The sequence below is a fragment of the Bradyrhizobium sp. WYCCWR 12699 genome (assembly GCF_032144035.1).
GTDB lineage: Bacteria > Pseudomonadota > Alphaproteobacteria > Rhizobiales > Xanthobacteraceae > Bradyrhizobium.
The window spans coordinates 495,160-515,950 of the sequence record NZ_JAVTJN010000036.1; the positions used below are offsets into that span (position 1 = coordinate 495,160).

Genomic DNA, 20,791 nt, shown 5'->3' on the forward strand with positions numbered 1-20,791 from the left:
CCGGCCGCGACTTTCTAAACTCATAAGGCTTCCGGGTCGTCCGGTCGCCGATGGTTGGGGCAAGTGGCCTCTAACCGCTCGAAGGGAGCGGGACAGCTGATGATGGCTTTTGCACTGATTGGCCTGATCGCCGGCGCTGCGTCGGCCCTGATGTTCGCCTCGATCATTTCGGGCGCGCTGATCTCGCTCGTCCTGTTCTATCTCGCTCCGCTGCCGCTGATGGTCGCCGCGATCGGCTGGGGACCGCTTTGCGCGAGCCTTGGCGGCATCGCTGCCGCGATCGGCCTCGGCGCGCTGTTCGGCCTGCCCTATTGCATCGCCTTCGCCGTCACCGTCGCGCTCCCCGCGTGGTGGCTCGGCCATCTCGTCCTGCTCAGCCGTCCCTCAGGACCTGTCACGCCAGACGCGACTACCGAGCCTCCCGCCTCGCCTGAGCTCGAATGGTATCCGGTCGGCCGTATCCTGCTGTGGCTCGCGGGCTTCGCCACGCTGACCACGATGGCCGCCCTGCTCACGCTCGGGACCGATGCCGAAACCATCCTCGGCACGCTGCGGCGCGGCCTGATGCGCCTCCTCCGCGCCACCGACCCGCAGAGCTCCGGCGAAGCCGGTCAGTTCGTCGACGCGCTGGTGCGCATCGCGCCGGCCGGGGCCACTGTCATCGCGATGATGACGCTGACCCTCAACCTCTGGCTCAGCGCCAAGATCACGGCGACATCGGGCCGGCTGCGGCGCCCCTGGCCGGACATGAAGACGGCGGAGCTGCCGCCGATGACGCTGGTGGGGCTCTGCATCGCGCTCGCCTTCTGCTTCACCGGCGGGCTGCTCGCGATCGCCGCCCAGATCGCCGCGGCCGCGCTGATGATGGGCTATGCGCTGACCGGCTTCGCCGTGCTGCATACGCTGACGCTGGCGCTGAAGAGCCGCACGTTCTGGCTCGGCTCGACCTACGCCGTCGTGGTCGTGTTCGGATGGCCCGTGATCGCGATGGTGATCCTCGGCCTTGCGGACGCCATGTTCGGCTTCCGCGAGCGCTTCCTGCGCAGCCGGCAGCCGCCGCCACTGCCGACCCCTTAAGTCAACCACCGGAACTGAAACCTACAAACCACTTCAAAAGGAGAACGAATATGGAAGTCATTTTGCTGGAACGCGTCAACAAGCTCGGCCAGATGGGCGAAGTCGTGAAGGTTCGCGACGGCTATGCCCGCAATTTCCTGCTGAAGCGTGGCAAGGCGCTGCGCGCCACCGCCGACAACCGTTCCAAGTATGACGGCATGAAGGCCGAGCTCGAGGCCCGCAACCTGCAGGCTAAGGGCGAGGCGTCCAAGGTCGCCGAGAAGATCAAGGACAAGAACATCATCGTGATCCGTCAGGCCTCGGAAGCCGGCCAGCTGTTCGGCTCGGTCACGGTGCGCGACATCGTCATGGCGTTCGAGGCCGACGGCGTCCACCTCGACCGTCCGCAGGTGCAGCTCGACGCGCCGATCAAGACCATCGGCAAGCACACGGTCATCGTCGCCGTTCACCCCGAGGTCGAGGTCGAGATCACCGTGACCGTCGCGCGCAGCCAGGACGAGGCCGAGCGCATCAACCGTGGCGAGGACATCTCGACCCGCAACGAGGACCGCGACGCGGCCGCCGAGGCGATCGCCGCCGCCGGCGAGTTCTTCGATCCGGAAGCCGAGCCCGACGACGTCGAGCCGGCGCCGGCCGCGGAAGAGAAGTAAGCCTCGCATTCGCGCGAGACCGCGAAGCCCGGCTGCCTCAGGCGGCCGGGCTTTTCGTTTTCGCAGCGACGTCCTCGCTCAACATCGCGATCGAGGCCAGCGCCGTTGCCGTGTGCTTCTCGACGCCGTCGCTGACGCAGAACACGTCGGCTGCGACCACCGAGACCTGACGGCCCGGCTTGATCACGCGGGCCCGGCAGATCAGCTTCTCGCCGACCGCGGGCGAGAGCAGATTGAGCTTGTATTCCGCCGTCAGCGCCGGCTGGCCGCGCGAGGTGGCGGCTGCGATCGTCGTGGCGTTGTCGACCAGGAAGGCGGTGACGCCGCCGTGGAAGAAGCCGTGCTGCTGCAGCAGCTCCGGCCGGCGATCCACGGCAATCGTACAGGTGCCGCGCGTCAACTCCGAGAGCTCGGCGCCGACCAGGTTCATGAAGCCCTGGCGGCCGACATTGGCATGGATGTGCTCGGCAATCGGCGCAAATTCCGGATCCTCTTCGCGCATGCAGTCTCTCCTTATTGCTTGTTGATGCGATCGTATGGCCGCAGCGCGCGGATGGCGCAGGCGATCAGCGTGTCGGTCTCGGCGCGCGGATCGGCGCGGTCGCGTCCCGACAGAAAGGCGCGGCAGAAAATCTGCGCCGGACCGATGAGCTGGCTGATGAACATCGCCCGCGTCATCGGCAAGAGCTCACCGCTTGCAACCAGCGGCGCGCGCCAGCGCTCGATGCCTTCGGCGAGGCGCCCATTCTGCGCGCGCTGGGCGTCGCGAATGTCCTCGCCCCACTCGCTGCGCGAAATCTCGAAGAGATAGCGCGCCTCGCGCCGGCTGGTCACCACCCAGTCGAGATGGGCCCGGATCAACCGATCGATGCCCTGTTCCGCATTGGGCACGGGATCGAGCGCGGCCAGCACCGCGGCGTGATAGTGCCGCAAGACCTCCAGGAACAGCGCACCGGCAAGCTCCTTCTTCGAGCCGAAGGCGTGAAAGAAGCTGCCATTGGAGGCCCGCGCTTTGCTGCGGATCGCGGCCACCGTCGCGGCTTCAAAGCCGACGCGGTCGAACACGACGAGACCCGCCGCCAACAAATCATCCCGCACACTCGCCGTCATCGGAGCCTCCTAGAGCATTACTCTAGAGCACTACTCTAGCGCCGGTCAATACAATGCGGAGGCCGCGACGAACGCGGCCTCCGCTGGTCGATCAAAAACGGGCTGGCTTAGCGCGAGATCGGCGGCGTCGGTGGGCCGGAGGATTCGGCCGGCGCGGCAGGCGGAGCTGCAGCGGTCGCGGGCGGTGCCGGCTCCTGCGGCTTGGCCGCCGGTTCAGAGCTGGCAGCCGGCGCGGCAGGCTTAGGAGCTGCCTCTTCCGCCGGTTTGGTGGGCTCGGCCGGCTTCGCGGCGGGCGTGACTGGAGGGACCGGATCGGACCGCAGCGCCGGCGTCTCATTGCCGCGGGGTTCGACCTTGGCGCTGTCAGGCTTGGACTCAGCCGGTTTCTCGTCGGGCTTGGTCTCAGGCTTGACGATCTCAGGCTTGACGATCTCAGGCTTGGCAGTCTCCGCCTTGGGCTCGCTCTTCTTTTCTTCGGTGGCCGGCGCGGCGGCATCGACCTTCGGGGCTTCCTCATGCCCGGGCTTGGCGCGGCGCTTGCCCTTACGTCCTTCGGGCGCAGCCTGGCCCTCGGGCTTCGCGCCTTCCTCGGCCGGACGCGCGGCACGCTTCTGGCGCGCCCCTTCCGCGGCGGGAGCAGCGGCCTCCCCCTCTGGCTTGACGGCGTCCTGGGCGCGCGGACGGCGGCCCTGATGCTCGGGATTGGTGCTCGCGTCCTTTTCCTTGGCGCCGTCCTTCTTGCCGTCCTTGGCCTGGTAGCGGGTGTCGGTGGCACCGTTGGAGACGAGATAGGAGGCGAGAATACCCGCCATGTCCGAGCTCGTGGTGTAGTGCTGACGCAGGAAGCCCGGCAGCGAACCCGGCGCGACGGACTTCAGAAGTCCGCGCGGGCTCTTGTGGCACGCAGTGCAGGTCTGCGAGAAAATCTGGGACGGGCTTTTGCCGGCCTCGAGGTTGGTCACCTGCGCAAAAACGGTATCGGCGGTGCCGAAGCCCATCAGAAGCAGTACCGTCGCGAGGCTGAGCGCTCGGCTCGACATTCCCATCATCTCCATTGAATTCCGAGAGGTGCAGCCGGCCTCCGGCACGGCGGCGGGTCACCTTTTATCCGATTGAGCCGCGAATGGAAGCAGCCTGCACGCGCAAGGATGTGATTAAGCGCTTTTGGAATATCGGCTGTGAACTCAGCGCAATAGCGCAGCCGTCCCGCCCTCCCCAGATTTGGATGCAAACGCATAGGAACCAGAGCGGGACCTGAGCGTCCGACGTGAAGGCCGGGTTAGTCGCATCTAGTCGCATCTCTTGGGATTCGCTCGAGAGGAAGGTGGCGATGGACCGATTGTTGCGTAGATTCCTGACCCAATTCATCCGCCGCGGGTCATTGACGGTGACCGGCTCCAGCGGATCGAAATTCACCGTCGGCGACGGCGCCGGCGAGCCGGTCGCGGTGCGCTTCGTCACTGCGGAGGCGGAACGCAAGGTCCTGGTCAATCCCGAGCTCGGGCTTGGCGAGGCCTATATGGACGGCGAGTTCGTCGTCGAACGCGGCAGCATCGCCGATGCCCTCGCGATCCTGCTCGACCAACCCGACCTCTTGCCGCACTGGGCAAGACCCTGGTGGCATCTGCGCTATCTGACGCGGCACCTGAAGCAGTTCAATCCGCGCTCGCGCTCCCGCCGGAACGTCGCACATCATTATGATCTCGACGCCCGGCTCTATTCGCTCTTCCTGGACGCCGACAAGCAATACAGCTGCGCCTATTTCGAGACGCAGGACGCGACCCTCGACGACGCGCAGCTCGCCAAGAAGCGGCACATCGCCGCCAAGCTGCGCGTCAAGCCCGGGCAGCGCGTGCTCGACATCGGCTCCGGCTGGGGCGGGCTCGGGCTCTATCTCGCCGAGATCGCCGGCGCTGACGTCACCGGCATCACGCTCTCCACCGAGCAGTTGCAGATCGCCAATGCACGCGCGGCCGAAAAGGGCCTGACCGGCTCGGCCAGATTCCTGCTCCAGGACTATCGCGACATCGACGGTCCGTTCGACCGCATCGTCTCGGTCGGCATGTTCGAGCATGTCGGCGCCCATTTCTACGACACCTATTTCCAGCGCTGTGCCGAGCTGCTCAGCGAGAACGGCATCATGCTGCTGCATTCGATCGGCCGTTCGCAGGGCCCGGACTCGACCAACCCCTGGATCGCCAAATACATCTTCCCCGGCGGCTACATCCCGGCCTTGTCGGAAGTGCTGCCGGCGATCGAGCGCGCCGGCCTCTTGGTCTGCGATATCGAGATCCTGCGCCTGCACTACGCGGAAACGCTCAAAGCCTGGAGGGAACGTTTCATGGCGCGGCGCGAGGAGGCCGTGCAGCTCTACGACGAGCGCTTCGCCCTGATGTGGGAATTTTATCTGGCGGCCTGCGAGATGACGTTCCGCAAGCAGGCCATGATGAACTTCCAGATCCAGCTCACGCGCCGGCAGGGCGTGGTGCCGATCACCCGCGACTACTTGCCGCGCGAAGAAAGCCGGCTGCGGGCTCGCGAAGCTGCGGCCAAGCCGAGGCTACAGCTGGCGAGTGAATAGATCCTAGTGACGCAGGGTCGAAAGCGGGGAGAACCGGGCAAGGGCCGTTAACGCCAGTTGGGCCCGCAGTTCCACCAGGATTGCGGGTGCCACGGGCTCGCGACGCACTTCGGGGCGTTCAGCGTGCTCCATGGCCGCAATCAGTCCCGACAGCCAAAGCCGGCTACCTGCCTCGCTTCGCCAAATCTGGTGCTGCCGTTCTGGCCGCATCGCTTGCCTCGTTCCCTGTTGGCGGACCGTGGGAGACAATTCCCCTCCCGTCCGCCTGTTCCGGTCATACCCCCGAAAGAATCCGGGAAGATGTGATCCACTTCACATAAGTCTGGTCGGGCCTGGCTTAGACCGTCGCCATGAGCAAAGAGACCCAAACCTCGTTTGACGTGCAGGACGACCTCCGCACCGATTACGCCCTGATCGTTACCGGCGTCGGGGCGGCTCTGGTTGCGCTGGTCTACCTCCTGCTGGTCTGAAGCCGCGCCGAAAGCGGGTCGCCGTGCGCCCATTTTCGCGCGCTTCTTGATACGTCTGCGCGCAAACCCATAAAGTTCATGGTTTCCGGATTTTTCCATGGCACGGTCGCGGCCGTTTCCGGCGCCGGAGCAGGTTCCGCAAAAATCCGTCAAGCGCGGCGCGTGCTGCGACTGCTAATCATCCACCATTTTCACTGAGCGGTTGATAGCGGTCAGCTTTCGCTTTCGCTTTGACCTGCGGCGGCGCTTTATCCCGGCCCCGCATCCGCCCAAGAAAATTGCTAAGTACGTCCGACCATGGCCCTGACTGATTCGAACGTTCTCAAACTCGCGCCCGACGCCGGAACGCCCGCCTATCGGAGCGCTCCGCATAATATCGAGGCGGAACAGAGCCTTCTGGGCGCGATCCTGGTCAACAACGACGCCTTCTATCGCGTCTCCGACTTCCTGGAGGCGAAGCATTTCTTCGAGCCGCTGCACCAGACCATCTTCGAGACTGCCGGCAGCCTGATCCGGATGGGCAAGATCGCGACGCCCGTCACGCTGAAGACGTTCCTGCCCGCCGACACCGATGTCGGCGGCATGACCATCGGGCAATATCTTGCGCGGCTTGCCGCCGAAGCGACCACCATCATCAATGCCCAGGATTACGGCCGCACCGTCTACGACCTGTCACTACGGCGCGACCTGATCGGCATCGGCGAGGACATGGTCAATGTCGCCTATGACGCGCCGGTCGACTTCCAGCCGCGGGCGCAGATCGAGGACGCCGAGCGCAAGCTTTACGAGCTCGCCGAATCCGGCCGCTATGACGGCGGCTTCCAGAAATTCTCGCAGGCACTGGCGGTCGCGGTGGATCTCGCGGCCAAGGCGTTCCAGCGCGACGGCAAGCTGTCCGGCATCTCGACGGGCATGCGCGACCTCGACACCAAGATGGGCGGCCTGCAGCACTCCGACCTCATCATCGTGGCAGGCCGTCCCGGCATGGGCAAGACCTCTCTTGCGACCAACATCGCCTACAACGTCGCACGAGCCTACGTTCCGGAGCTCCAGGCCGACGGGACCACGAAGGCCGCCAATGGCGGCGTGATCGGGTTCTTCTCCTGCGAAATGTCGGCCGACCAGCTCGCCACGCGTATCGTGGCCGAGCGCACCGGCGTCCCCTCCTCCCACATCCGCCGCGGCGGCATCTCGGAAGCCGATTTCGACAAGATCCGGGAGGTCTCGATCGAGCTGCAGTCGCTGCCCTTCTACGTGGACGCCACCGGCGGCCTGTCGATCGCCCAGCTGATGGCGCGGGCGCGCCGGCTGAAGCGCCAGAAGGGCCTCGACCTGCTCGTCATCGACTACATCCAGCTGCTCTCGGGCTCCGGCAAGCGGAGCGACAATCGCGTGCAGGAAATCACGGAGATCACGACCAGCCTGAAGGCGCTGGCCAAAGAGCTCAACGTTCCCGTGATCGCGCTGTCGCAGCTCTCGCGTCAGGTGGAATCGCGCGACGACAAGCGGCCGCAGCTCTCCGACTTGCGTGAATCCGGATCAATCGAGCAGGACGCCGACGTCGTGCTGTTCGTTTACCGCGAGGAATATTACCTCGCGATGAAGGAGCCCCGCCCGGGCACGCCTGAACACGAGAAGTGGCAGCTCGACATGAGTCTTGCGCACGGCAAGGCCGAAGTCATCATCGGCAAGCAGCGCCACGGCCCGACCGGCACCGTCGATCTGGCTTTCGAAGCCTCGGTCACGCGGTTCGGCGACCTCGCGCCTGACAGTCAGCTGCCGGTTCGTAGCGGCAACGACTACTGAGTTCCTTGAACAGCAACTTCCTCTTGCGTAAAACGGCGCCATGACAATGGCGTCCGACCCGAAAATGAACCCGCAATCCGGCCTTCTCTCCGCGGAGGCCAATCAGGCCGCCGCGCTCGCCTCCTATGGCGGCGTGCTGACCGTCGATCTCGACGCCGTCATCGCCAATTGGCGCAAGCTCGAGAAGACGGCGGTGCCCGCCGAATGCTCGGCGGTGATCAAGGCCGACGCCTATGGCTGCGGCGCTGCCGAGGTCGCGCGTGCGCTGAGCAAGGCCGGCTGCAAGACCTTCTTCGTCGCCACCATCGAGGAAGCGAGCAAGGTGCGCGCGGCCGTCCCGGAGCCCACGATTTACGTGCTCGGCGGCTATTTCCAGAACACCGGCGAGCACTACGCCAAGATCAATTGCCGCCCAGTGATCGGCGATCTCAACGAGCTTGCCGAATGGGACGTGTTCTGCCGCCGGACGGGGTGGAACGGCGGCGCCGCCATCCACATCGACACCGGCATGAACCGGCTCGGGCTGACGCTCCAGGAGGCGCAGGCCATCATCCCCCGCATCAACGCCGGCGATCACGGCATCACGCTGGTGATGAGCCATCTGGTCTCGGCCGAGCAGCTGAACAGCCCTGTCAACGCCAGGCAGCTCGCCGCCTTCCGCAGCATCGCCAGCGAATTCTCCGGCGTGCCGGCAGCGCTCGCCAATTCCTCCGGCATCTTCCTTGGCGCACCGTTCCAGTTCGACCTGGTGCGGCCGGGCGCGGCCCTCTACGGCGTCAACCCGACACCGGAGGCCGACAATCCGATGCAGCAGGTGGTCGACCTCAAGGCGCGCATCGTGCAGACCCGCACCATCGAGCGCGGCGAGAGCGTCGGCTATGGCGGCACCTGGACCGCGCGGCGGCCGACGAAGCTCGCGATCATCGCAGTCGGTTATGCCGACGGCTATTTCCGCGCCGCCAGCTCCAATGACGGCACCCGCGGCGCCGAAGTCATCGTCGCCGGCAAGCGCTGCCCGGTAGCCGGACGTATTTCAATGGACCTCATCGCGATCGACATCACCGATCTGCCGCCGAACGCGGCGCGGCGTGGCCACATGGTGACGCTGCTCGGCGAGGGCATCACCGTCGACGAGCTCGCACATCATTTCGGCACCATCGGCTATGAGGTGCTGACCAGCCTCGGCCACCGCTATGCCCGCATCTACAAGGGCGGCGATGTGGAGGAGCCGCTGGCAAAGCCGGAGCCGGCGCAAGCGACCGTTCAGCCGCCCTCCCCGCCGCCGATCGAGCCACCCGCGGCCCCGCCGCCGGTGCCGGGCTGAGCAACGCTCGCGTGCCCCGAACGCTGCGCAGCGCTGTCTAGGCGATGCGAAGCATCGTCCGGGAGCGGTGCGCTGCAGCGCCGGGGCCCATCTCTCCGAATTATGCTGTGCCGCCTTCCGTGTCCCGGCTCGCGCGACGCGCGTCCGGGACACGAGAGTGTCGACTTACTTCTTCTTTCTGTTGTCCAGCACCGACTTGCAGGTCGCGCTGAGCTGGTCGCGCTTCTCGGTGAGGCAGGCGACGATGCGGCCGCCGCCGGGCGCGATGCCGGCGCAGAATTTGTCGTAGTCTGCCTTGCAGGCCCCGCGCGGGTCGGGCGATTGTGCCGACGCGGGCCCGGAGAGCGCGACAGCGACGACGATAGCGGCAAAGTTCAACTTCGACATTGTATCTCCGGGACGGAAGGCAGGAGCCGGTAGCTCTACATGAAGATCGCGACATTCAACATCAACAACATCAACCGCCGCCTGCCCAATTTCTTGGCATGGCTGCGTGCGGCAAAGCCCGATGTCGTCGCCCTCCAGGAATTGAAGGCAAGTGATGGCGAATTTCCGGCGACCGCGATCGAAAGGGCTGGTTATGGCGCGGTGTGGCGCGGACAAAAGACCTGGAACGGAGTCGCCATCCTCGCCCGCAAGGCCGAGCCCATTCTCACGCGCGACCGTTTGCCTGGAAGACCCAGCGATCACGAAGCCCGCTACATCGAGGCCGCCGTGCGCGGCATCATCGTCACCAGCATCTATCTGCCCAACGGCAATCCGCAGCCGGGACCGAAATTCGACTACAAGCTCGACTGGTTTGCGCGCCTCAGGCGCCACGCCAACAGCTTCATCAAGCAGGATCTGCCCGTCGTGCTCGCCGGCGATTACAACGTCGCGCCAACGGAGATCGACATCTATCCGACGCGCTCATGGGACAAGGATGCGCTGGTGCAGCCAAAGAGCCGCGCGGCCTATGCCTCGCTCGTCTCGCAGGGCTGGTGCGATGCGATCCGCGAGCAACATCCGGACAAACGCATCTACACGTTCTGGGACTACAAGCGGAACCGCTGGCCGCGCGACGCGGGCCTCAGGCTGGATCATCTCCTGCTCAGCCCTGCCCTCGCCCCGCGGCTCGTCAAGGCCGGCGTCGACAGAGACGTCCGCGGCGAGGAAGGCGCCAGCGATCACGCGCCGGCATGGGTGGTGTTGAAAGAGCCACGATGACGGTGCCGTAGGGTGGATCAGTTGAAGGCGTAATCCACCACTTCTCTTTCCGCGGTGACCAAGGTGGTGGATTACGCTGCGCTAATCCACCCTACAAGATCGCGTCGTTGATCACCGTCCGTAATAGTCCTGCACCGTGTCCCACGCCGCCTTTTGCAGCAGCTCGACCGTCGGCGCATCCAGCCCCATCACGTACGAATTTCCGACCGGAGAGCGTCCCGTCACCGCAGCGAATGTCACGCAGGCCGCAAGATACGTGCCCGCCGGACTCGGATGCCGCTTGTCCGGCGCGTAGAGATTGAGCTCCGGCTGCAACTTGCGCACGCGCGCAAAGGCAAGACCTGCGGGAATGACCAGCGCGTCGTTGGCATTACCGGCGGTAGTATAGGCTTCGGCCAGTTGCTCCGTCATCTCGGGCTTATCCGCATAGGCCCAGGACATAAAAAACACCGGCCGCAGGCCGTGGGTACGAACGATGTCGCTGTCCTTCTTCGCGAACGTCACGAAGGCATCCTTCAATTGCGGATGGATCGGGCACTGGCTGCAATCCATCATCACGACGGCGTCGTATTGCCGGCCCGGCTTGTTGAAGATGACGTTGTTCTGCTCGTCGAAGGAATAGGCGCCGAGGCCGCCCGGCCGCAGCAGATTGTCCATGTCGTGCCAGTCGAGGCCGGAGCCGCCGATCGTGGCCATGGTGTTGCGATAGGCCATCTTGTTGGCGGGATCGGCAGCCCGCTCCATGAAGGTGAGATGCCCGGGCATGCCGTTGTTGTAGTAGAAGAAGCTGTTGCCGACGAACAGCACGGCCTTAGGGAAGTCCGGCCCGAGCGAGGTGACCTTCGGCTTGGTCTGCGCCTGTGCATTGAGGCCGGCTGCAACGGCCAGACACATTGCGAGCATCACTCGCGCAAAAAGACGCATCATGGCTTCCTCCCTATTTTTCCAGGGCCGAAACCAAATCAGCTTTTCAAAACGGCCTCAAGAGCACGAACGCGCGGCGGACATGCGCCGCGATTCACCACAGATTGGTTCACCACAGATTCCTGCCGTCGATCATGTTCACCGGCACAGCGTCGAGATCGAAATCGTCAAACAGACGCGCGTTCACTGCGACCTTGGGATTGTCGAAATCGGGCTTGCCGGTCGACCAGTCCGGCGACTCCGAATAGGTGCCGCAACCGCAACTCGCGCAGAAATGGTGCTTCACCGTGCGGCTGCCCCACAGATAGGTCGCGACATTGTCCGGCGGTGACAGCAGGCGAAACTGCGCCGGCGTGTAATAGGCCCACAACGCCCCGCGCTTGGCACAGAGCGAACACGTGCAGCGCGTCACGTTCGATGGCGCCTCCGTCACCTCGAACACCGTCTCACCACAATGACAGCTTGCCTCGATCGGCATGATCCGCTCCCCGCTTTGTCAGGAGCTGGTCGTAGCCTGCCCCTGCTGCCAACATGCTGTCAGCAGCGCAGTGCATGGGCAATAAATGCGAAAACAACCCCATGCACAGTAGCCGGCTCTAGTCGAATCAATGGCTTAGCGCCTCCGAAATTCCGGCTGCAGCGGCGTCGCCTGACCGCACAAGGCGCGTCAGGCTGCCCCTTCGTCGGGAATATTGAGGACGACCCCACAAGCCTTGCAATGCACAGCATCGGCGTCGTGCCTTTGCAGCCCGCAAGCCGGACAGGGAAATCGGACCTTGCTGGGGCTGATGAGGGCGCGTGCCAGATTGAAGAACAGGGTGACGCCGAAGATCATGATCACGACGGTGATGAGCCGGCCGAGCGTCCCCGGCAAGGTGATGTCGCCGAACCCGGTCGTCGTCAGCGCCGTGACCGTGAAATACAGCGCATCGGCATAATTGTGTATCTCGCCGTTGCGAAACTTCTGGGTCTCATAGACGACGCCCGTCATGACGAAGATGAAAACTGCGAGGTTCGTCACCGCGAAGATGACGTCCTCGTTGCGACGAAAGAACGGGAAATCCATGCGGAGCCTCACCAATACCTGATAATCCCGAAGCAGTCTCAGCGTCCGCAAAATCCGCAGGAAGCCGGCCGCTTCGCCGGCAAGCGGCGCCAGAAAGGATACGATCGCGACCATGTCGGCCCAGGTCGCGAGCTGACCGAACTTTCGAAACGGATGCCGGCTGACGAGGAGCCGGGCCGAGAAATCGGCGAGCAGCAGCACGCCGAACACGACGTCGAGCGTTTCGAAGACCTCACTGGGTGGCAGGAACGAAGTCGCGATGATGAACAGCACCGTCACGATATCGAAGGCGAGCAGCGCATAGCGGAAGCGCACGCCACTGGGCGTTTCGCCCTCATAGAGGCGACGGACGTTGCTTCTGAGGGATCTCAGGGACACTGCATCATTATCCGGTTTGCACGGATGATTGCAGTTGGGAGCGCACCCCGCAAGCTCACGCCGGTCAAGCCTGCCCCAGTCGTACGATGATGTCGCCCGGCGCGAGAATTTGTTCGTCCGCCGGCCCTGCCTGCCACAGGCATTCGCCTCTCACCAATTCCGGCATCGGCAGCGGATGATCCCCAAAGTTTGCGACAAGCTGCAACGTCTCACGCGTCTTTGTCTGCCAGCGCACGTCCAGCCCGCCCTGACGCGGATGATCGCCAAGCAATTCACGCTGCCCCGAGACGAAGCCTTGTTCGATCAGCGGCACGATCCTCTCGCGCCGGATCCTTAGCAATCGCGTCGTCAAAGCGCGAAAGTGCGCGCAAGCGGGAGAACCCTCGATGCTGGCCCAGTCGAGTTTCGAGGCCTGAAAGGTGCTCTCGTCGCACGGGTCCGGAATCCTGGCGCGCATTTCGGGTGTCGAGAAGGCCTTGAAGTGCGAAAACTCCTTGCGGCGCCCTTCCCGCGTCAGTTCGGCAGCTTCTCCGGTCCAGTCCGCGAAGAACAGGAACGGCGTTTCGACAGCCGCTTCCTCACCCATGAACAGCATGGGAATATGCGGATTGAGCAGGACCAGCGCCATCGCCTGCTCCAGCTTTTCCGGGCCGACCAATGTCGACAATCGCTCACCCAAGGCGCGGTTGCCGATCTGATCGTGGTTTTGCGCGAAGAAGATCGTGGCTTCCGGCGGCAGATGGGCACTCGGCTCACCGCGTGGCGCGTTGTGAAGTGCAAAGACCTCGCCCTGGTACGCAAAGCCTTCCGTGAGCGATCGCGCAAGGTGTTCGAGCGGCTTGTCCGCGAACGCGCGATAATACCCCTCGTCTTCTCCCGTGAGCAGGACGTGAAGCGCATTATGGAAATCGTCGCCCCATTGCGCATCGTAATATCTCGGCCGTCCGTCTCTGCGATCGAGCAGGTGCGCCTGATTGGCCTCGTTCTCCAGCATCAGATGCACGCGCCGGCCCGGCAATTCGTGCCGAATGGTCTCGGCAAGCTCGATGAGGAAATGCCGCTCGGAATCGTCTTTCAGGGCATGGACGGCATCGAAGCGCAGACCGTCGAAGCCGTAGTCGCGCAGCCACATCAGCGCATTCTCGATCAAGAACTCGCGCACGAAGGCGCCGTCGCGTCCCTCCAAATTGACGGCAGGCCCCCAGCCGGTCGTGTGACGCTTGTTGAAAAAGTCCTCCGCGTAAGCGTGCAGGTAATTCAGCTGCGGGCCGAAGTGGTTATAGACCACGTCGAGATAAACCATGATGTCGAGGGCGTGTGCGGCCCGCAACAGCCGCTTGAGATCCTGCGGCCTGCCGTAGCGCGCGTTGGGCGCGTTCAGCAGCACGCCGTCATAGCCCCAATTGTGCCGGCCGGGGACATCGTTGATCGGCATCAGCTCGATGGCGGTAATGCCGAGATCGCGCAGATACGGGAGCCGCTTCTCGACGCCTGCATAGGTCCCCTCCTCGCTGAAGGTGCCGACGTGCAGCTCGTAGATGACGGCCTCCGCCCAGGGACGGCCTGGATAAGGGATAGGATCCTGCAGCGCCGCCATATCGATCACCTCGCTCGGCGCGCCGACATCGTCGGGCTGGAAGAACGAGGCAGGGTCCGGCACGATCAGGTCCTCGTTGATCCTGAACTGATAGCGCGTGCCGGCATGCGCGGTTGGATTGAGCATCTGATACCAGCCATCGTCGTCGCGTGACATCCGCTGCGGCGGCCGGCCGGTCTCCAGCAACTCCACCGATCGGGCCGTCGGTGCCCACAGGTTGAAGCTGACCCCATGATCGACGATCTCAGCGCCGCGGCGCCGGGCATGCCCTGCTAATCCCAGTCTTTGAATCAATCTGTTCGCCTTTCGCGCCGCATGCTCGCATTGGCATGCCTTAGGCGGAGCGCGATGCGCGCGCCGTTACGATCGCTTGAGGGATGCCTGCGGACGAGAAAGCTGACCTGCCGACATTCGTTCCTCCGGCCCCCAGCGCAGCCCGCTTGTGTACACTTTTGGACCCGTCGCCAAAAAAAGCTCAGTCGCTCGTTGAGCTTAGGAACTTTTGTTGCGCCGCAGAATTTGAGCCACAACGCTTCACTGACGAAGCGTCGTTGGAATTCAAAGATGGTTGGCAAAGACCACTATTGCCCCGGTCGGTGGGCATAGCGAATGCGGATCCTGTTCGCGACGCCCGAAGTATCAGACTTCATTCAAGTCGGCGGCCTTGCCGCCGTCTCCGCGGCTCTGCCGCGCGCCTTACGCGACCTTGCTGACGTACGCGTCATCATCCCGGGCTATCCGGCGGTTCTGCGCGGCTTGAGCGATCTCAAGACCGTGGGTCGATGCCAGCCCTACGCCGCCCTGCCCGCCTTCGAGGTCGATCTCGGGCATACCGCGGATGGCCTGACATATTACGTCGTGCGCTGTCCCGAACTGTACGAGCGGGACGGCACGCCCTATGCCGACGGCCGCGGGGCGGATTGGTCCGACAACAATGTGCGGTTCGCCACTTTCTCCTATGCCGCCGCTCAGATCGCCAGAGGATTGGTCGACAAGGACTGGTCCGCCGACCTGGTTCACGCCAACGACTGGCAATGCGCGCTGATCCCCGGCTATCTGGAATGGCACTACGCGCACATTCCGACCGTCTTCACGATCCACAATCTGGCCTATCAGGGGGTCTTCGATCGGAGCTCGCTGGCCCCGCTCGGGATCCCCGAGGCGAGCTTCAACATCGACGGTGTCGAATTCTACAATCGCCTGTCCTTCATCAAGGCGGGTCTGGTCTATGCCTCGCACCTGACGACCGTCAGCCAGACCTATGCGCGGGAGATCACGACGGCCGAGTTCGGCTGCGGTCTGGAAGGGCTCCTGAAGCAAAGAGCTGATCGCAACCAGCTGTCCGGCATCCTCAACGGCATCGACGAGAGCTGGGACCCGAGGACGTGCTCGTCGCTGTTGCAGCCATTCGGGGCCGGTGACTGGACCGAGCGTTCCCTCAACGCCGACGACGTCAGGGACCAGTTCGGCCTGGCAATCTCACGCGGCCCCCTGTTCGCCCTCGTCGCGCGCCTGGTCCATCAGAAAGGCGTCGACCTCGTGATCGAAAGCGCGCAAACGATCGTCGATGCCGGGGGCCAGATCGTCGTCACCGGCAAGGGCGAGCCGCGGTTCGAAGAGGCCCTGCTCCAGGCGCAGGCGCGCGCGCCGCGATCGATTGCCGTCAAGATCGGCTTCGACGACGCCGAGGCGCGGAAGATCTTCGCGGGCAGCGACTTCACGTTGATGCCGTCGCGCTTCGAACCGTGCGGACTGAGCCAGATGTACGCCCAGCGCTTCGGCTCGCTGCCGATCGGCCACCGCACCGGCGGCCTCGCCGAGACCATCGTCGACGGCGAGACGGGATTTTTGTTCGACCGGGCATCGGCGCCCGGCTTCCTCGGGAGCCTGTGCCGGGCCTTTTCGACCTTCGGCATGAAGGATCGCCTCGATCATATGCGCAGGGCTGCCATGGCCCAGGCCTTCAGCTGGAGCCAGTCGGCCAAATCCTACGCGGCGCTCTACAAATCATCGATCTAGGGGACTGACCATGAAGATCGCTCAAATTGCTCCCCTCGCCGAGAGCTGTCCCCCGCGGCTGTACGGCGGCACCGAGCGGATCGTCTCTTACCTGACTGAAGAGCTGGTGCGCCAGGGCCACGAGGTTACGCTGTTCGCAAGCGGAGATTCAATCACGTCGGCCGAGTTGGTGCCGTGCTCGAAGATGGCCCTTCGTCTCGATCCTGACGTCAAGGACATGACGCCCCACCACGTCATGATGCTGGACCGTGTTGCGCGACGCGCGGACGAATTCGACGTCCTTCATTTCCACACCGATCAACTGCACTATCCCTTGATGCGGCCCTACGCGAACCGAATTCTCACGACGTTGCATGGCCGGCTCGACCTTCCGGATCTGATGCCGTTCTACTCAGCCTTCCCCGAGCCGCCGCTGATCTCGATTTCTAACGCGCAACGCAATCCGATGCCGCCGGTCAACTGGCTCGGCACCGTGCTGCACGGCCTGCCCGAGAACATCCTGCCCTATCGGCAAGAACCTTCCGGCGACTATTTTGCGTTCCTCGGGCGGATCTCGCCGGAGAAAGGTCCCGACAAGGCAATCGAAATCGCGGCCAGGACTGGCGTTCCCTTGAAGATGGCGGCCAAGATCGACGCCGCCGATCAAGGCTATTGGGATCAGGTCATCGCGCCGATGGTCACGGCGCACCCGAATGTCGAGTTCATTGGCGAGATCAACGAATTCCAGAAGGCCGATTTTCTCGGCAACGCCCGCGCGTTGCTGTTCCCGATCTGCTGGCCGGAGCCGTTCGGTCTCGTCATGATTGAAGCCATGGCCTGCGGCACGCCGGTGATTGCCCTTGCCCACGGCTCTGTGCCTGAAGTCATCGATCACGGTGTGAGCGGATTTGTCGTGAATACGACGGAAGAGGCGATTGCGGCAGCAAGACTGGTCGGCACGCTCGAACGTCAGGCGATCCGCAAACGGTTCGAGCAACGCTTCACGGCCGAGCGGATGGCCAAAGACTATCTTGCCGCTTATCGCCGCCTGCCCGCGCTTCAGCAAATGCCTGGACTCGGCATGCTCGCAATTGCCGAAAGTGACGTGGCGATCCGGATGCCGATACCTTCCGCCAGTCTGGCGATGGGAGCGACAACCGCAAGCTGACGCGTCTCGCATTCACTGGAACGGAAACATCCGGCGACTGTTACGACCACACACAGGAGTTGCCGCCATGCGCCGTTCGACACCGAAGCCCATTCGCAACAAGCTCGACCTGACCGACCGCGCGCAGATGCGCCTCGTCAGGAAACGCTTGGGTCTGTCAGATGCCGAGTTGACTGCCATCGCCGGGCGGATCGGCAACTCCATCGCCGCGATCAGCAAGGAAGCGGCTCAGCAGCGCGCCAGCGTCCTGCCCAAGCCGGCCGATGTGCCGCCGGCCGCCGTGATCGCCTCGGCAACGGCTGCTGAACAGGCCGCGACCGAACTACCGGCAACAGCGCCGACATCCTGACCCGATCGTCATTGGGGGGCAGACATGGACCAAAAGACGCAATCCGACGACGCCCTGACGCGGGCGGCGTCGAGCCTGCGCCGTTCCCGGATCACGGAAGGCAAGCCGTTTCCGCTCGGCGCGACCTGGGACGGCCTCGGCGTCAATTTCGCGCTGTTCTCGGCCTATGCCACCAAGGTCGAGCTATGCCTGTTCGACGCCGACGGTGAAACCGAAATCGAGCGCATCGAGCTTCCGGAATATACCGATGAGGTCTGGCACGGCTATCTGCCGGCGGCCCGCCCCGGCACGGTCTATGGCTATCGCGTTCATGGACCCTACGAGCCCGACGCCGGACATCGCTTCAACCCCAACAAGCTGCTGCTCGATCCCTACGCCAAGCAGCTGGTCGGACAATTGCGCTGGGGGCCCGAGCTGTTCGGCTACCAGCTCGACCACGCCGACAAGGACCTCTCCTTTGACAAGCGCGACAGCGCACCGCTCATGCAGAAGTGCCGCGTCATCGACCCCGCGTTCACCTGGGGCGCGGCGCGCAAGCCCGAAGTGCCGTGGGAGCGGACGATCGTCTACGAGATGCACGTCAAAGGCTTCACGCAGCTGCATCCGCTGGTGCCCGAGGCAGACCGCGGGACGTTCTCCGGCCTCGCGCATTCGGAAATCCCCGCCTATCTACGCTCGCTCGGGATCACCAGCGCCGAGCTGCTGCCGATCCATGCTTTTGTCGATGATAGCTATCTGGTCGACAAAGGCCTGCGCAATTACTGGGGCTACAATTCCATTGCCTTCTTCGCGCCGGAGCCGCGTTACCTGAAGACGCCGTTCGCGAACGAGTTCAAGGAAATGGTCAACCAGTTCCACGCCCATGGCATCGAGGTCATCCTGGATGTCGTCTATAATCACACCGCCGAAGGCAACGAGCTCGGCCCGACGCTGTCGTTCAAGGGCATCGACAATGCCAGCTATTACCGGCTGCTGCCGGACCAGAAGCGCTACTACATCAACGATACCGGCACCGGAAATACGGTGAACCTGTCGCATCCGCGGGTGCTGCAGCTGGTTGCGGATTCCCTCCGCTACTGGGCAAACGAGATGCGGGTCGATGGCTTCCGCTTCGACCTCGCCACCATCCTCGCGCGCGAACCCTATGGCTTCGACGAAGGCGGCGGCTTCCTCGACGCTTGCCGTCAGGATCCGGTGCTGTCCAGCGTCAAGCTGATCGCGGAGCCATGGGACATCGGCCCGGGCGGCTATCAGGTCGGCCAATTTCCGCCCGGATGGGCCGAGTGGAATGACAAGTTCAGGGATAGTGCGCGCGCCTTCTGGAAGGGCGACGAGGGATCAATCGCGGACTTCGCCAAGCGCGTGTCGGGGTCGGGCGATCTCTTCAACAAGCGCGGACGCCGGCCTTGGGCCAGCGTCAACTTCATCACGGCGCATGACGGCTTCAACCTCAACGATCTCGTCTCCTACAACGACAAGCACAACGAGGCGAACGGAGAGGACAACCGCGACGGGCACAGCAACAATCATTCCTGGAATTGCGGCGTCGAAGGACCGACCGACGATCCCGAGATCACTACGCTGCGCGAACGCCAGAAGCGGAATCTGCTCGCGACGATGCTACTGTCCCACGGCACGCCAATGCTGCTCGCCGGGGACGAGTTTGGGCACACCCAGAATGGCAACAACAACGCTTATGCCCAAGACAACGAGACGACGTGGCTCGACTGGATGGGTATCACGGCAAACGGCCGCAGCCTTCGCGAATTCGCGCGCAAACTGATCGCCACGCGCAAGGCCTTCCCGATCCTCTATCGCAGCCGCTTCCTGGTCGGCTCGCACAACGAAGAGCTCGACGTCAAGGACGTCACATGGCTGTCGCCCTCCGGCGACGAGATGACCAGCGAGCAATGGCAGGACGGCAACGCCAAGTGCTTCGGCATGCTGCTCGACGGACGCGCCCAGGAGACCGGGATCAAGCGCCGCGGCTCGGACGCGACGATGCTTCTGATCTACAACGCCCACTATGACGTGGTGAACTTCACCCTACCGACGGTCACCGATGGAAACAGCTGGTTGGGCCTGATCGATACCAATCAGCCTGAGGCCCAGATGCCCGCATTCGAGCTCGGACACGCTTACGCCGTGACCGGACGGTCGCTTGTCGTATTTGGTCTTGCCACCGAGAACGCGGCCACGCGACGCCTTCTGCAAGGGCTCGGCGCGCTGCTCGATGTCGCGGAAGCGCCATTGCCGCGCTAGAGTTCCGGCCTCGCGGGAAGCACACCCAGGCTGCAGCCGGTATCGCTCTCGCCGGCCCGCGCAGCTACACTGCTCCGATTCCCGGAGCTTCTCCTCTTGGCCTTTCTGTTCGTCCTCACCGTCGGCCTCGTCGCCGGCACCATCTCAGGCATCGTCGGCACCGGCTCGTCGATCATGCTGATGCCGGTGCTGGTCTATGCCTATGGGCCGAAGGAAGCCGTGCCGATCATGGCGGTGGCGTCCGTGATGGCGAATTTCTCGCGCATCCTGGCGTGGTGGCGCGAGGTCGACTGGCGGGCTTGCGCGGCCTATTCGGTCACGGGCATTCCGGCCGCCGTGCTCGGCGCGCGGACGTTGCTGGCGCTGCCCTCGCATGCCGTCGATCTCGCCATCGGCGTGTTCCTGATCGCGATGGTGCCGGTGCGGCACTGGCTGGCGCGGCACGATTTGAAGGCCAATCTCTGGCACCTCGCTATCGGCGGGGCGGTCATCGGCTATCTCACCGGCATCGTGGTGTCGACCGGCCCGCTCAGCGTGCCGCTGTTCCTGTTCTACGGCCTCTCGAAGGGCGCCTTCCTGGCCACCGAGGCCGCCAGCTCGCTCGGCCTCTATTTCGCGAAATCAGTGACCTTCGAGCGCTTCGGCGCGCTGACCGGCGATGTCTTCATGAAGGGCCTGATCGCGGGCGCCTCGCTGATGTCGGGCGCCTTCATCGCAAAACGCTTCGTGCTGCACCTGAAGCCGGACATGTTCCGCCTGCTGATGGACGCGATCATGATCGCGGCCGGGCTCTCGATGCTGTGGAACGCGACGCAGCCCTGATCG

19 protein-coding genes are annotated in these 20,791 nt (G+C 64.0%); 11 read left to right on the top strand and 8 right to left on the bottom strand.

The window, feature by feature from the left end:
- The first annotated feature begins 99 nt into the window (after window positions 1-99).
- Window positions 100-1,077, top strand: a complete 978-nt coding sequence (locus RPS27_RS27230) for a hypothetical protein (protein WP_212066085.1) — start codon at window positions 100-102, stop codon at window positions 1,075-1,077.
- 50 nt (window positions 1,078-1,127) lie between these two features.
- Entirely contained in the window at window positions 1,128-1,727 is a 600-nt protein-coding gene (gene rplI / locus RPS27_RS27235) for a 50S ribosomal protein L9 (RefSeq protein ID WP_211417380.1), read from the top strand.
- A 37-nt stretch (window positions 1,728-1,764) separates the two neighbouring features.
- Here the strand turns inward: rplI and RPS27_RS27240 are convergent, their stop codons facing one another.
- From RPS27_RS27240 to RPS27_RS27250, 3 genes are all read right to left on the bottom strand, one after another.
- Window positions 1,765-2,229, bottom strand: a complete 465-nt coding sequence (locus tag RPS27_RS27240) for a PaaI family thioesterase (RefSeq protein WP_211417381.1) — start codon at window positions 2,227-2,229, stop codon at window positions 1,765-1,767.
- A gap of 11 nt (window positions 2,230-2,240) precedes the next feature.
- Window positions 2,241-2,837: a TetR/AcrR family transcriptional regulator gene (locus RPS27_RS27245; protein WP_212066082.1), complete on the bottom strand. Its 597-nt coding sequence runs from the start codon at window positions 2,835-2,837 to the stop codon at window positions 2,241-2,243.
- Between the two features lie 107 nt (window positions 2,838-2,944).
- Window positions 2,945-3,877, bottom strand: a complete 933-nt coding sequence (locus tag RPS27_RS27250; RefSeq protein WP_212066080.1) for a hypothetical protein — start codon at window positions 3,875-3,877, stop codon at window positions 2,945-2,947.
- 290 nt (window positions 3,878-4,167) lie between these two features.
- On the opposite strand from RPS27_RS27250, the gene RPS27_RS27255 reads away from it, so the two are divergent.
- The 3 genes from RPS27_RS27255 (at window position 4,168) to alr (ending at window position 9,018) form a co-directional block, all read left to right on the top strand.
- Entirely contained in the window at window positions 4,168-5,418 is a 1,251-nt protein-coding gene (locus RPS27_RS27255) for a cyclopropane-fatty-acyl-phospholipid synthase family protein (RefSeq protein WP_212066078.1), read from the top strand.
- Between the two features lie 767 nt (window positions 5,419-6,185).
- The gene (locus RPS27_RS27260; protein ID WP_194402477.1) at window positions 6,186-7,694 is read left to right on the top strand and encodes a replicative DNA helicase; all 1,509 of its coding nucleotides are present in this window, start codon (window positions 6,186-6,188) and stop codon (window positions 7,692-7,694) included.
- 64 nt (window positions 7,695-7,758) lie between these two features.
- On the top strand, window positions 7,759-9,018 hold the full coding sequence (gene alr / locus RPS27_RS27265) for an alanine racemase (RefSeq protein WP_409517573.1): 1,260 nt from the start codon (window positions 7,759-7,761) through the stop codon (window positions 9,016-9,018).
- Between the two features lie 165 nt (window positions 9,019-9,183).
- Here the strand turns inward: alr and RPS27_RS27270 are convergent, their stop codons facing one another.
- A complete protein-coding gene (locus RPS27_RS27270; protein ID WP_194402478.1) occupies window positions 9,184-9,405 on the bottom strand; it encodes a cysteine rich repeat-containing protein in 222 nt (73 codons plus the stop codon).
- A gap of 39 nt (window positions 9,406-9,444) precedes the next feature.
- Here RPS27_RS27270 and RPS27_RS27275 point away from each other — a divergent pair, with 39 nt between their 5' ends.
- A complete protein-coding gene (locus RPS27_RS27275) occupies window positions 9,445-10,224 on the top strand; it encodes an exodeoxyribonuclease III (protein ID WP_212066076.1) in 780 nt (259 codons plus the stop codon).
- Between the two features lie 111 nt (window positions 10,225-10,335).
- On the opposite strand, the gene RPS27_RS27280 is transcribed toward RPS27_RS27275, so the two are convergent.
- The 4 genes from RPS27_RS27280 to treZ all read right to left on the bottom strand — a co-directional run bounded on the left by RPS27_RS27280 (window position 10,336) and on the right by treZ (window position 14,483).
- Window positions 10,336-11,151 carry a DUF4886 domain-containing protein gene (locus RPS27_RS27280; RefSeq protein WP_212066074.1) on the bottom strand — a complete coding sequence of 272 codons (816 nt, stop codon included), beginning with the start codon at window positions 11,149-11,151 and terminating at the stop codon, window positions 10,336-10,338.
- A 106-nt stretch (window positions 11,152-11,257) separates the two neighbouring features.
- Window positions 11,258-11,626 carry a GFA family protein gene (locus tag RPS27_RS27285; protein WP_194402481.1) on the bottom strand — a complete coding sequence of 123 codons (369 nt, stop codon included), beginning with the start codon at window positions 11,624-11,626 and terminating at the stop codon, window positions 11,258-11,260.
- A 189-nt stretch (window positions 11,627-11,815) separates the two neighbouring features.
- Entirely contained in the window at window positions 11,816-12,592 is a 777-nt protein-coding gene (locus RPS27_RS27290) for a potassium channel family protein (RefSeq protein ID WP_211417389.1), read from the bottom strand.
- 64 nt (window positions 12,593-12,656) lie between these two features.
- Window positions 12,657-14,483, bottom strand: coding sequence for a malto-oligosyltrehalose trehalohydrolase (gene treZ, locus RPS27_RS27295; protein WP_249131653.1), 1,827 nt, complete (start codon window positions 14,481-14,483; stop codon window positions 12,657-12,659).
- Between the two features lie 315 nt (window positions 14,484-14,798).
- On the opposite strand from treZ, the gene glgA reads away from it, so the two are divergent.
- The 5 genes from glgA (at window position 14,799) to RPS27_RS27320 (ending at window position 20,788) form a co-directional block, all read left to right on the top strand.
- Window positions 14,799-16,208, top strand: a complete 1,410-nt coding sequence (gene glgA / locus RPS27_RS27300) for a glycogen synthase GlgA (RefSeq protein ID WP_313754719.1) — start codon at window positions 14,799-14,801, stop codon at window positions 16,206-16,208.
- Window positions 16,209-16,218: 10 nt separating this feature from the next.
- Window positions 16,219-17,355, top strand: coding sequence for a glycosyltransferase family 4 protein (locus RPS27_RS27305; protein WP_212066070.1), 1,137 nt, complete (start codon window positions 16,219-16,221; stop codon window positions 17,353-17,355).
- Window positions 17,356-17,422: 67 nt separating this feature from the next.
- A complete protein-coding gene (locus tag RPS27_RS27310) occupies window positions 17,423-17,704 on the top strand; it encodes a hypothetical protein (RefSeq protein ID WP_211417391.1) in 282 nt (93 codons plus the stop codon).
- 24 nt (window positions 17,705-17,728) lie between these two features.
- Window positions 17,729-19,966, top strand: a complete 2,238-nt coding sequence (gene glgX / locus RPS27_RS27315) for a glycogen debranching protein GlgX (protein WP_212066068.1) — start codon at window positions 17,729-17,731, stop codon at window positions 19,964-19,966.
- Window positions 19,967-20,062: 96 nt separating this feature from the next.
- Window positions 20,063-20,788, top strand: coding sequence for a sulfite exporter TauE/SafE family protein (locus tag RPS27_RS27320; RefSeq protein ID WP_212066066.1), 726 nt, complete (start codon window positions 20,063-20,065; stop codon window positions 20,786-20,788).
- Window positions 20,789-20,791 lie beyond the last annotated feature (3 nt).

Bases quoted from the DNA above. Each gene is read 5' to 3' on its own strand.
- RPS27_RS27260 (WP_194402477.1), top strand. From the start codon at position 6,186: ATGGCCCTGACTGATTCGAACGTTCTCAAACTCGCGCCCGACGCCGGA.
- glgA (WP_313754719.1), top strand. From the start codon at position 14,799: ATGCGGATCCTGTTCGCGACGCCCGAAGTATCAGACTTCATTCAAGTC.
- RPS27_RS27275 (WP_212066076.1), top strand. From the start codon at position 9,445: ATGAAGATCGCGACATTCAACATCAACAACATCAACCGCCGCCTGCCC.
- RPS27_RS27230 (WP_212066085.1), top strand. From the start codon at position 100: ATGATGGCTTTTGCACTGATTGGCCTGATCGCCGGCGCTGCGTCGGCC.
- RPS27_RS27270 (WP_194402478.1), bottom strand. From the start codon at position 9,405: ATGTCGAAGTTGAACTTTGCCGCTATCGTCGTCGCTGTCGCGCTCTCC.
- RPS27_RS27250 (WP_212066080.1), bottom strand. From the start codon at position 3,877: ATGTCGAGCCGAGCGCTCAGCCTCGCGACGGTACTGCTTCTGATGGGC.
- glgX (WP_212066068.1), top strand. From the start codon at position 17,729: ATGGACCAAAAGACGCAATCCGACGACGCCCTGACGCGGGCGGCGTCG.
- RPS27_RS27305 (WP_212066070.1), top strand. From the start codon at position 16,219: ATGAAGATCGCTCAAATTGCTCCCCTCGCCGAGAGCTGTCCCCCGCGG.
- alr (WP_409517573.1), top strand. From the start codon at position 7,759: ATGAACCCGCAATCCGGCCTTCTCTCCGCGGAGGCCAATCAGGCCGCC.
- RPS27_RS27240 (WP_211417381.1), bottom strand. From the start codon at position 2,229: ATGCGCGAAGAGGATCCGGAATTTGCGCCGATTGCCGAGCACATCCAT.
- rplI (WP_211417380.1), top strand. From the start codon at position 1,128: ATGGAAGTCATTTTGCTGGAACGCGTCAACAAGCTCGGCCAGATGGGC.
- RPS27_RS27310 (WP_211417391.1), top strand. From the start codon at position 17,423: ATGCGCCGTTCGACACCGAAGCCCATTCGCAACAAGCTCGACCTGACC.
- RPS27_RS27245 (WP_212066082.1), bottom strand. From the start codon at position 2,837: ATGACGGCGAGTGTGCGGGATGATTTGTTGGCGGCGGGTCTCGTCGTG.
- RPS27_RS27285 (WP_194402481.1), bottom strand. From the start codon at position 11,626: ATGCCGATCGAGGCAAGCTGTCATTGTGGTGAGACGGTGTTCGAGGTG.
- RPS27_RS27255 (WP_212066078.1), top strand. From the start codon at position 4,168: ATGGACCGATTGTTGCGTAGATTCCTGACCCAATTCATCCGCCGCGGG.
- RPS27_RS27280 (WP_212066074.1), bottom strand. From the start codon at position 11,151: ATGATGCGTCTTTTTGCGCGAGTGATGCTCGCAATGTGTCTGGCCGTT.